Annotated in this window: 10 protein-coding genes; 1 reads left to right on the forward strand and 9 read right to left on the reverse strand. The window is 37.5% G+C overall.

Translation table 11 applies throughout. The features are described 5' to 3' along the window. Positions 1–100 precede the first annotated feature (100 nt). From FNLLGLLA_RS06470 to FNLLGLLA_RS06505, 8 genes are all read right to left on the reverse strand, one after another. Positions 101–862, reverse strand: a complete 762-nt coding sequence (locus tag FNLLGLLA_RS06470; RefSeq protein ID WP_101928144.1) for an ECF transporter S component — start codon at positions 860–862, stop codon at positions 101–103. 49 nt (positions 863–911) lie between these two features. Continuing rightward, positions 912–1754, reverse strand: coding sequence for a hypothetical protein (locus tag FNLLGLLA_RS06475; protein WP_101928143.1), 843 nt, complete (start codon positions 1752–1754; stop codon positions 912–914). Then, entirely contained in the window at positions 1747–2151 is a 405-nt protein-coding gene (locus FNLLGLLA_RS06480) for a hypothetical protein (protein ID WP_008600576.1), read from the reverse strand. Before FNLLGLLA_RS06480 ends, FNLLGLLA_RS06475 begins: the two co-directional genes overlap by 8 nt. Before the next feature lie 116 nt (positions 2152–2267). Continuing rightward, positions 2268–4406 carry a heavy metal translocating P-type ATPase gene (locus FNLLGLLA_RS06485; protein WP_024061222.1) on the reverse strand — a complete coding sequence of 713 codons (2139 nt, stop codon included), beginning with the start codon at positions 4404–4406 and terminating at the stop codon, positions 2268–2270. Between the two features lie 16 nt (positions 4407–4422). Beyond that, the gene (locus FNLLGLLA_RS06490; protein ID WP_004697111.1) at positions 4423–4683 is read right to left on the reverse strand and encodes a DUF6110 family protein; all 261 of its coding nucleotides are present in this window, start codon (positions 4681–4683) and stop codon (positions 4423–4425) included. 104 nt (positions 4684–4787) lie between these two features. Continuing rightward, positions 4788–4994: a FeoB-associated Cys-rich membrane protein gene (locus tag FNLLGLLA_RS06495; RefSeq protein WP_004697259.1), complete on the reverse strand. Its 207-nt coding sequence runs from the start codon at positions 4992–4994 to the stop codon at positions 4788–4790. A 231-nt stretch (positions 4995–5225) separates the two neighbouring features. Next, on the reverse strand, positions 5226–7598 hold the full coding sequence (feoB, locus tag FNLLGLLA_RS06500) for a ferrous iron transport protein B (protein WP_005387093.1): 2373 nt from the start codon (positions 7596–7598) through the stop codon (positions 5226–5228). Between the two features lie 9 nt (positions 7599–7607). After that, on the reverse strand, positions 7608–7841 hold the full coding sequence (locus FNLLGLLA_RS06505; RefSeq protein WP_004697076.1) for a FeoA family protein: 234 nt from the start codon (positions 7839–7841) through the stop codon (positions 7608–7610). 539 nt (positions 7842–8380) lie between these two features. Between FNLLGLLA_RS06505 and FNLLGLLA_RS06510 the strand changes: the two genes are divergently transcribed. Then, the gene (locus FNLLGLLA_RS06510) at positions 8381–9679 is read left to right on the forward strand and encodes a DEAD/DEAH box helicase (RefSeq protein WP_024061223.1); all 1299 of its coding nucleotides are present in this window, start codon (positions 8381–8383) and stop codon (positions 9677–9679) included. A gap of 122 nt (positions 9680–9801) precedes the next feature. Here the strand turns inward: FNLLGLLA_RS06510 and FNLLGLLA_RS06515 are convergent, their stop codons facing one another. Next, complete coding sequence (locus FNLLGLLA_RS06515; RefSeq protein ID WP_174892332.1) at positions 9802–12123, reverse strand: DNA topoisomerase 3; 2322 nt, start codon at positions 12121–12123, stop codon at positions 9802–9804. Positions 12124–12258 lie beyond the last annotated feature (135 nt).

The following is a 12258-nucleotide window of genomic DNA, read 5'->3' on the forward strand; positions in this document are numbered from 1 at the left end:
GATTATCCTCCTCAATACTTATCGAATGATATTTATTTTATCATATTTATAAAAAGCCTGTAAAATACTATTTCGTTATATTTTCGTCTACAACTTCAGCTTATTTGGTTTCTACCACTTCAGTTTCTCCTAATTGATGGTCTGTAACTTTTGTGTCTCGCATAGCTTCACCTTTAGTTTTCTTAGGAGCATCCTTACGCAATACTTTTCGTAAAGCCATTGCCACCGGTGTTACAATTACAGCAGCAAAAACTGCTTCTGGAATACCATGTGTAACAGACAAGAATACAATAGAGCCTAATACTTGATCTGGACTAAGATTCATTTTAAGAGCAAACATATCTGCATAGAGTAAGAAGATTAATCCCATAACCATGATCGTATGAAATACAGTCCCCATAAAAGCAGAAACAATAATACGCGGACCTTGCGGTGCTTTCCACAATAATAGATATACCAAATATGCTAATACTGGGAAAAGTATACGCGGTAATACGGAAATGATTGGATTAATAAATAGTGGGGATAAAATATTAGGAGCTGTAATATTTTGCCACAAACTATAGCAACCAAAGATAAAGCCAACAAAGGCCCCCACTTTTGGTCCTTCTACAATAGCACCAATTAGAGTTGGTACATGTAAAGTTGTTACATTTAGCGGCCCTAATGGAATAATACCATAACCAGAAAGCCCTAATGCAATAGTGATACCTGCTAGTAGACCAATAATTGTCAATTCTCGAATCGTAATGCCACTTTTTTTCTCTTTCTTGGCCTCTTTACGTTCAACTTGCTTCAGTTTTTCATTGTCGTGGATTGATACAGTTGAGTTATCATCCAATGGACGTTCAATGTTGTTCATAGATCCTCCTTCGCTCTCATTCCTTACGGATATAAGTCGAAACTAGAAATTAAATACGTTCACGGCGTCGTGAAATAATACCACGCTCTACCAATGCACCTATAATCACTGCTCCACCTGTCATACCAGCTTCTAATAAAGTTGGAGTTACAAACACTAGTGGATTACCTTGGTACGTTGGAAAAACGGTGGGAACTAAAGATAATATAAATTCTGGAATATAACCACCATACAAGATATGGGCGTTCATAGCAAGCCATATGCCTGCAGTAATAATGATACGCAACAAACGTACACCCTTATATGCTAAATCTCTTGGATACAAATAGAATACAAAGACCAATAAAGAAACTAATAATAATACAAGTTCAGCAAATAATATATTTACATTCATGGATGATGCATACATAAAATATACCATCGGATCTTGTAAATCTATATATAAGATTGAAGCAATATACAAGAACGGAATCGGTATAGTATAGGCAATTATATCTAACGCTTCATCAATCATTCCCCATCGATGAGTACGATTGAAATACTTTGTGGCTAACAAACCACATAGCTCAATAAGAACTTGAACGATAAAATATACTACAAATAAAAGTAGTACTTTTGCTAATCCATTATCTACATTAAAGCTAAATGGTGTATGAAGAAACGAAAATACCGTCCACCAAGCCCAACTATAAGCATGATAGCCCATGCTTAGCGGTAAATCATCGTTAAACTTGGCATTCTTTAGTCGTCGCACCATAATTGGTATGACTAGCGACAAAACGGGGAACACTAAAATGGGTATTGATAGTGCCCCACTTAATGAAAGTACTGTCGTAATAGCACTTACAAAAAGTGAACAAATTAACGTAAATAACCAAAAACTTTTATTCATTACGGTCTCCCACCAATCGAGTTAAGCCATAAGCTATAATCAAGCTAAATGTGACACTAAAATACATAGCTAATAAAAAGGCTATATCACGACCTACTGTTGGCCATCCCCACAACATGGATAAATCAATACCTAAGAAAATTCCTTTATAGCTGATACCGTGAACGACAACCCAGCTCACTACATAAGCGATACGACTTATAGATTTACCCTCACCAAAGGTACTGCTTTTAAATGATAAATAGGCCCAAGGCATACACAAGGATAACAACAAATACCATACTAGTGCTACTGTCGCACTCGATCCATTATGAATCATATATGCAATAATGGGAATTACCACAATAAATAGATTCAAATAGAAGGAGCGTCTGCAAATATCTATCAAAATGTTCATATAAATCTCCTACGATATGTAATCTCCTTGTATTTTACAATAATCATAGATAAATGTCATCAAAAAAGAAAAACCTCCATATAGGTAAATCAATACCTATATGGAGGTTCCTTTGATTAAGCTACTACAGAATCAGCTGTTACATCAATTGTAGGAACAGTTTCCTTTGGTTCTTCTTTTTTCAACAATGGTGTCATGCTTTCAAGCCCGATCCCCAATGTGAATAGATTATGCAACCAAGCAGTTTGACTTGGTGGCATAAAGCCAAGTACACCGCCACCAACAAGAGCACCATTGAAACCAACGATACCATTGTAATTTGCTTTGATACGTTTCATCAATGCAATAGAAATGCGGCGCAAATCTACAAGAGCTTGTAGATTATCGGAAGAAATAGTAACATTCGCAATCTTTTGAGCAATTGGAGCGCCTTCATTCATAGCGATACCAACATGAGCCTCAGAAATTGCTGGGGAGTCATTGATACCGTCCCCTACCATCATAACAGTATAGCCTTCAGCTTTGGCTTGTTTTACATAACTTGCCTTATCTTCTGGCAATACTTCTGCATGCACTTCATCAATACCAAGTTCATCAGCTACGCGTTGTGCATTACGCTTAGAGTCACCAGTCATCATGACAACCTTTTTAATGCCTAATGCATGCAAATCAGCTATAACTTGTTTTGCCTCTTCACGTACAGGGTCTTTAATGCAAATAACCGCTGCTAATGTACCACCAATAGCGAGGTAAATATGTGAAGATGTATTTGGTAAATTATTGAATTTTTCTTGTTCATCAGCAGGAATCTTTGTTTTTTCATCATCAAAGATATAATGAGCACTACCAATGCGTACACGATAGCGACCAACCTTAGATGCAATACCATGAGCCACAACGTATTCTACGTCAGAGTGCATTTCCTTATGAGGTAATGCATGATCCTTAGCAGCACGTACAATTGCTTTTGCCATGGAATGAGGGAAATGCTCCTCAATACATGCAGCTAATTTCAACATTTCATCTGCATCATGACCGTTAAATGGAATAATTTGTTCAAACTCAGGTTCAGCTTTAGTAAGAGTGCCTGTTTTATCGAACACAATCATATCTGCTTGTGCAATTTGTTCTAGGAACTTACCACCTTTAACAGTGATACCGCGTTTAGATGCTTCTTGCATAGCGGAAAGTACTGCTAATGGAATGGATAATTTAAGAGCACAAGAGAAGTCAACCATTACGAAAGACAATGCTTTCATCACATTACGAGTCAACAAGTATGTTAAACCAGCACCAATAAAGCTTATTGGAACTAATTTATCAGCCATGCGGTATGCTTGTTGTTCCATACCGGATTTCATTTGTTCAGACTCTTCAATGAGGTTAACGATTTTTTCGTAACGAGATGTTTTGGATGTGCTACGTACTTCTACAATAGCTTTACCGTCTTCAACAACAGTACCTGCATATACAGAACTGTCTTGATCGCGACGAACCGCTTCTGGTTCACCAGTCATGGAGCTTTCATTAACAAGAACAACACCATCGATAACGACGCCATCCAATGGAATCACTTCGCCTTGACGAATGATAATTTGATCGCCTGCTACAACTTCGTTAACGGGCTTGCTCACTTCGATATCGTCAACTAATACCCATACTTTATCTACGTTCAAGGACATGCTTTGAGCAAGATTCAATACGGATTTACGGTGAGTCCATTCTTCCAAAATATCCCCAATACCCAATAGGTACATAACAGCACTAGCTGTTGGGTAGTCTTTTTGAAGTAAAGCAGCACCAATAGCTACACCATCAAGTACTTCGACAGTTAACTTACGTTGCCACAATGTTTTAATAGCCTTACCAATAAATTTAATACCGTCAAACCAAGCCCATGCAGCCGCAATCGGTGCAGGAAGCACTGCTTTTTTACCTAAGTAAAGTGCAGTACGGTTGATCATCATTTCACGGTATTTTTTATTTACCAAGCGAGGAGAATATTCGTTCAAAGCAGGAGCTTCAGACAAATCTAAATCGCGTAGACCTAGCACTGCATCACGCACAGCATCAATATCGCCAGTATGTTTAATGGCGATTTGACTGCTACGAGTGTAGAAGGTTACATCTACAATTGCATCATTAAGGAATAATGTATCCTCTACATAAGCTGCTTCAGCCTCTGTAAAGTGATGACCAGTTACCTTAACATGCAAGCGATTTCTGAGTTTTTTTACTACAGAAAATTGTAACATATGTGCAATCCTCTAATTATTTGTTTTCTTCAAAGATTTCTTCGTTGCGTGCTTCGTTGATTTCTTGAGCTTCTGCCAATACATCAGATGCGGATGCTTGTACTTTTTCAGCTGTTTCTAATACAGTTTCTTTAGCGCGAAGGCCAGCTGCTACGATACCAGCATATACTTTTTTAGCGTCTTTGGAAGTTAAAACTTTAAGACCTACAGTACCCAATGCAAGACCTGCTGCGAATAAGTTAGCGTTTTTAAGATTTTTTTGATCGATGTTGAACATGATAATATTCCTTTCTACTAAATATGATAAAAAATTTAATTACTATATTTGAAAAGAGGAGCCATTATAGAGACCCCTCATTCAAATTCAGAATTCGTATTAGCTTACTTAGCAGTACGTTTAATGCCTAGTGCTTTATTGGAACCATCACAGCTGCAGTTACCACCGCAACCAGAAGATTTTTTAGAGCCAGACTTGGAGCTACCGCCACCACAGCCACAGCCACCTTTACCAGACATTTGTTTGTAAAATTTATTACCGATATAAGCTAATGCTAATACAACTATGAGTCCTATAACAAGATTATCCATTATTATGCCTCTTTCTCAATATCTACTAAATTATAATATGTGTATTAGTGATAAACAAGATAAAAGCAATATCTAAAGGATATTTCCCTTTTCTCATTATCATTTAACCACGAATATTGATAATTATCAAGTATTATTTTTAAATTACTTATAACAAAATCGCAATTTTTAAATTCATTTTTGTTTAAAGAATCTAAAGGTGGCTAAACTCTCCTATTTAGCGACTCTAGATTAGAAACCTAATGCGCGACCAATGTTATAGAAGATGAAACATGCAATCCATGCAAATGTATTTTCATAGCAGAACATGAATGCAACCCATTTCCAAGAACCTGTTTCACGTTTGATAACAGCTAATGTTGCCAAACAAGGTGGGTAAATTAATACGAACAACATCATTGTTAATGCAATCAATGGTGAGAAGTTTGGATCATTTTGTAAGTAATCAGTCAATGGAGCTGGATTTTTATCATCACCACCTACTGCATATACTGTACCCAATGTAGAAATTACTACCTCTTTAGCCGCTAAACCAGCTACGAGAGATAAGCCCATTTTCCAGTCGAAGCCCAATGGTTCAAGTACTGGGTTGATTGCTTTACCAAAGGATGCTGCATAGGATTGTTCAATTTTTTCAGCAGCTTGTTCTTTATCAAGTTTGTCATTTTCAGCATCTAAGTTAGCACTGTTTTTATACATTGCCCATGCTGCTGGGAACAAGTCTTTATTTTCATCTTTAATATCATTGAATAATTCAGGTGCTTCAGAATCATCCTCTACTGCTACTTCAGGTTCATCTTCTCCTGCTTGCTTAGCAGCATCAGTAGCATCTTGTACAGTAGATTTCATATCTTCAACAATTTTATCAACTGCATCTTTTTGGTCATCTGTAGCAATACCGAATTGAGATAATGTAGCTGCATCTTTTACTTCATACTCTTGAGCAACTTGTTCTTTCACTGCATCATAATCTTTGGAGTATTCTACATCCATTGGATATGCAGTGATGAACCAAATCAAGATGGAAGCAGCCATAATGAAAGTACCGGCTTTAATGATGTACAATTTAGCACGTTCATACATGTGCATCCATGTAGCTTTCAATGTAGGCAAATGATATGGAGGTAATTCCATTACAAATGGTTCTGCTTCACCAGCAAATAAGAACTTACGGAAAATTTTTGCAAAGATAATACCGAAGATGATACCCAAGAAGTATACAGAGAATACAACTAAAGTACTATCCCAACCATTTGGGAAGAACGCATTTGCAAATAAGATATACACTGGCAAACGTGCAGAACAACTCATGAATGGTGTAATCAAAATCGTAACCATTCGATCCTTGTAGTTGTCGAGGATACGGGCACCCATTACGGATGGTACGGAACAACCGAAACCCAATAATAAAGGAATAAAGGATTTACCATGTAAGCCACATGCGCGCATTACACGGTCAATAACGAAGGCTGCACGAGCCATATAACCTGTATCTTCCAAGAAAGAAATGCCAAGGAAGAGTAATAAAATTAATGGTAAGAATGAAAGTACCGCACCTACGCCGGCAATAATACCATCAGATACGAGTGACTGTAATTGGCCCTCTGGAATAGTCTGAACCGCATAAGCTTGTAATGCAGCGAAACCATCCTCGATCCAACCTTGAGGAATACCACCAACGAAGTTAACGAACGCAAACAATAAGTACATAACAACCATGAAGATTGGTAAGCCCCAAATTCGATGCGTTAAGATTTTGTCATAACGGTCAGAGCGTGTTTCCAATTGAGTTGGCGCTTGTGTTAAACATGTATTATATACTTCTACTGCAAAGCGGTGACGATATTCTTGGAAGACAATATCAAGATCAACTTGATCCTTAATTTCTTCACGAATAGCTTCAGCCTTTTGAATAACAGCTTCCGTATTATCAAAGCGCATAACTTTGCCAATAACGTCAGCATCTTTTTCTAACAACTTAACAGCAATCCAACGAAGTGGATATGTAACAGTGCCCGCTTGTTTTAGCAATTCTACAAGCTCACTAATTTTACCTTCTAACAAATCACCATAGTTAATTGTTACACCAGGAGCTTTTTGAGAAGCAGCTACACTAATTATTGCTTCTAACAAGTCTTTTGTACCAATGTTTGTACGACCTACTGTGCTAACAATTGTAGCCCCTGTCATTTCTGCCATTTTTTTTAGGTCGTATTTGATGCCCATTTCTTCAGCAACGTCAGCCATGTTTAGAGCAATAACCATTGGCTTTTCAAGTTCCAATAATTGTGCAGCTAAATATAAGTTACGTTCCAAGTTAGATGCATCAAGAACATTAACAATAACATCTGGGTTATCATTTACGATAACATTACGCGCTACTAACTCATCCAAGGAACGTGCAGTTAAGCTATATGTACCTGGTAAGTCAATAAACAATAACTCATGGCCATCAAAGTTCGTATGGCCTTCCTTTTTTTCTACTGTAACGCCGGCATAGTTACCAACGTGTTGCTTCGCCCCTGTGATATTGTTAAACATTGTAGTTTTACCACAGTTAGGGTTACCTGCTAAGGCAATGCGAATTTGCCCATTTTCTGCCATGTGAACCTCCTATTGAACCTCTACATCAATCATGCCAGCTTCGCTTGTACGAAGTGCTAATTCAAAGTTTTTTACTTTGATTTCCACCGGATCCCCCAAAGGGGCAAACTTCATAACATGGATTTTTGTACCATTTACAAGACCCATGTCAATTAGACGATGCTTAACATTACCACTGCCATGTAGTGCAACAATAAGACCAGACTCACCTGGTTTCATGTCTTTTAACTTTTTGATAGCCATACGACACCTCCTAATTATTGTACCTAACAACCTCATATTAAACACACCAAATAATAATGCGTATTAATATCTTAAATTATTATATCAAATCAAGCATTAATTTCAACAATTATTATCATTTTTATGGTTTATTTTTATCTCATATCTATATTTTATTATCATATTTAATATGAGATTATTTATATGATTATCTAATAAAATACTGAATACTAGCTGAAATTTAATATTTCATGGCTATATATTTAGATACAGTAATCAATAAACACTACAAAGATTATCATTTACAAATGCTAACACATTCTCAATTAACAGTTTATAAATAGTTTAAATGTAGTTATTTTAATGTTTTCATTTCTCATTTCACTTAATTATATCAATATTTTTCTATATATTATCAAAAAAATATATTCGAAAGTACTATAATATTTTTTTGAGTCTAGAATATATTAAGACTATAAATCTTCCAAGTTCAATTCATTTGCCCCTAGTATGTGCATACTGTATAATTAATATAATATGTATTATAGAAAGGACAATCCATGAAATCTTTTAAATCTTTAGGTGTTTGTGATGAGCTCATCATAGCCCTACAAAAACAAGGTATCAAGGAGCCCACGCCAATTCAAGAACAATCCATTCCTGTCGTCTTTAAAGGGAATGATGTCATAGCAAAAGCTCAAACAGGCACGGGGAAGACACTAGCCTTCTTACTGCCAATTTTACAACGTGTACATACTGATGTTCATCAAGAACAAGTGCTTATCATTGCACCTACACGGGAACTAATTAAACAAATTTCCGACGAAGCGAAGGAACTAGGTTCTATTTTAAATGTAGATATCCTCCCTCTCATCGGTGGTAAAACTATTGAAGCCCAACTACAGCAACTGGGACGTCGTCCTCAAGTTATTCTAGGTACACCTGGTCGATTATTAGATCACGCAAAACGCGGTTCCCTACATTTAGATTGTATTCGCCGTGTTGTACTAGACGAAGCAGACCAAATGTTGCATATGGGTTTCTTACCAGATATTGAAAATCTCATTAGCCAAACAGACGCTAATAGGCAACTGTTGCTATTCTCTGCAACAATTCCAGATAAAATCCGAAATCTCGCAAAGGCATACATGTCTAAACCTATTTCTGTAACAGCAGAAGGCAAACATATCACGCTCGAATCAATTGATCAACGAGTGTATATGATGAATCCTGAAGAAAAAACACAACGTCTCATCAAAATGATTGAAGATGACAATCCATTCTTAGCAATTGTATTCTGTAATAAACGGGAAGGTGCCATTCGTTTATCCTACGAGTTAACCGCAGCAGGGCTTAATATTGCAGAAATGCACGGTGACTTGACACAAGGTCGTCGCACACAAATTCTACGAGACTTTGCAAAAGCGAAAACACAAATCTTAGTAGCTACCGATATTGCGGCTCGCGGTATCGACATTGAAGGTATCACACATGTATATAATTACGACGTACCTCGCGATGTAGATTACTATATCCATCGAATTGGACGTACAGGTCGTGCTGGTAACTCAGGTATTGCTGTAACATTTGCAACTCCACAGGATGAGGCTTGGTTAAGACGTATTGAACGAGCTATTCAAGCTACGCTTACCAAATATACAAAAGATGGTCAGATTAAGACTAAGGGCAACGCCAGTACTGCGCCAAAACGCACAAAATCAGCTAGTAAACCTAAGGTTACAAGCACTTACCAATCCACTAAGGCGAAAGCTCACAAAGCACGAGGCCACAAAGGCTCCAATACACGCCAACGCCGTGCTTCTACCTCCCAAACGGGGCGTCGTGGCAAACGCAGATAAAATTCGGCTTAATATCCTAAACTAAATGAAACAATTTTTCTTCTACAAGAACATTTTCAAAAAAGACGCGTACAGCTAAGCTGTACGCGTCTTTTTATTATTTACAATAAAAACAATCATTTCTAAGTAATGTTAGATTTGTTAACATAAATACTCGGTACCCCATCTACATCAGAACATTGGGTCTTACATTGAGATCGATTACTACAAATCCAGTTTGTTCGACCTCTCACCTCTTGTTTCACAAAGTAACCTACTTTACATCTAGGGCATTTATATTGTTTATCTTCATCAGATACTTCAATATTACCTTCAACACTAGAAGTATCCTCTTCTACTTGCTGCGTATGTTTACACCTAGGATAATTCGTGCACCCTAAAAAGGCACCAAATTTACCATTCCGCTCTTGCAAACGTCCTTTTTTACATTTAGGACATACAGGTAAGGAAGACAAGTCTACGCTTTCACTATCCATAGGGCGCTTACGATTTTGACTCGTTATAGTTCGTACCACATTTGGCATCATTTGATCAGAGTTTATTACTTTATCAAAACCAAGTTTATCAATTAATAATTTTAAAAACTTAATTTGATCTGCTAAGAAGGAATCTAATGTATCCTCTCCTTCGCTCATAAGTGCTAAGCGTTCTTCCCAAACAGCTGTTTCATCAGGATAAAGCAGCTCTTCTGGCAGAGCATCTACTAAGAGATAGCCCGTTTCCGTTGGAGATAAGACTTGCTTCTTCCCTGACGTTTTCATAAAGCCTCGACTGATAAGCTCATCAATTATGTTTGCCCGCGTTGCTTCTGTACCAATACCAGATACAGCCTTTAATTGTTTTTTCAAATCTTCATTTTTTACGAATTTATGAATTTCCTTCATCGCTTGTAGTAATGTGGACGGCGTAAAACGGGATGGTGGCTTTGTTTGTTTAGCCTCTACAGAAGAATCCGTATATAAAACAGTATCGTTCTTTTTAACTGCTGGCAAGTGGTCCGTTTCTTCAATAATCTCTTTTTTAGGGTCTGACTCAGCCCCACGCTCATCAGTTAGATCGGGCTCGTCATTGTCCGTCGTAGATTTAGACTTATGTCGTTTATAAAGCAATTTCCATCCTTCTTCGATAACTACACGACCATTAGCTACAAACTCTTCCTTACATTGTTCTACTACAATTTTAGTTTGCTCGTAAATATGTTCCCCATAAAATTGAGCAATATAAGCTTGACTGATGAGGAAATAAATATTTCGCTCCTCTTGGGACAAACTATTTATATTACAAGCCACCGTTGTAGGAATAATAGCATGATGGGCGGTAATTTTCTTTTCATTCCAAGCACGGCTCTTAATAGAACGATCTGCATCGGCAGCCCACTGTGCTAATCTCTCATCACCTGCATTTTGTAGATTGTTGAGGATTGCATTGCGATCATCATATTGATTGGGTGGTAAATATTCACAATCAGAACGTGGATAGGTAGTTAATTTCTTTTCGTATAATTTTTGCGCTGTATCAAGTACAGTCTGTGGATCATAAGAAAAGGCTTTACCTGCCAATACTTGTAAGGATGATAAGGATAAAGGCAATCGTTGTACATCTTTTTTCTTAGACTTTGTAACACCTTTAATAAAACCGTCTGGTCCAGCTTGTAAACGTTCTACTAATTCATCAGCAATAGCTTTATTAATGAGTCGTCCATCTGGGTCAAGCCCCTTTTGTTCGTCTGTAGGCTGCCAAGTCGCCCAAAACACCCCATTAGGATGGTTATATAATACCTTTACAGTAAAATAGTCTACTGGTTTAAATGCAGCTAACTCTCGTTCTCTACGTACAACAAGAGCTAACGTTGGCGTCTTTACACGACCAATTGGCAATGTTACCTTATGTCCTTTATAACGTTCAGATAATGTATATGCCCGAGATAAATTCATCCCAATGAGCCAGTCTGCCCGTGCTCTTGCCAATGCAGATTGATATAGATTGTGAAAGTCCTTGTTATCTCTCAAATCATCAAGTGCAGAACGAATGGATTTTTCATCAAGGGCATTTAATAGAATACGCTGTACTGGTTTTGTATTACCTACATAGTACAAAACTTCATCAACTAAGAGTTGCCCTTCCCGATCCGGGTCACCTGCGTTGACGATGACATCAGCTTTGTCAATAAGGTCTTTTACAATCTCAAACTGTTGACGGCTGCTATCTGTGACAAGCAATTTCCACTCAGCTGGCACGATAGGCAAATCTTGAGGACGCCAACGGATATATTTATCATCGTAATCTCCGGGCTCAGCCTGATGCAATACATGACCTACTACCCAGGTCACCACATCGTCACCCTGGATAAAATAGCCATTCCTCTTTTGGATATTCTTATTTTCTGGCAAGCATTTACTGATTTCGCGAGCCATGGATGGCTTTTCCGCAATAAATAACCGCATGGTCCCCCTCCTTAACCTAAAGATAACGGCTAAACCCCAAGCCGTTCTATGAAATCTCATTATACTACAATTTAGTGGTCATAACTAGAAAAATCATGTATAATTTTTACGATATATAGACTGTGAAAGTAGAAC

The sequence above is a fragment of the Veillonella parvula genome, assembly GCF_902810435.1.
Taxonomy (GTDB): domain Bacteria; phylum Bacillota; class Negativicutes; order Veillonellales; family Veillonellaceae; genus Veillonella.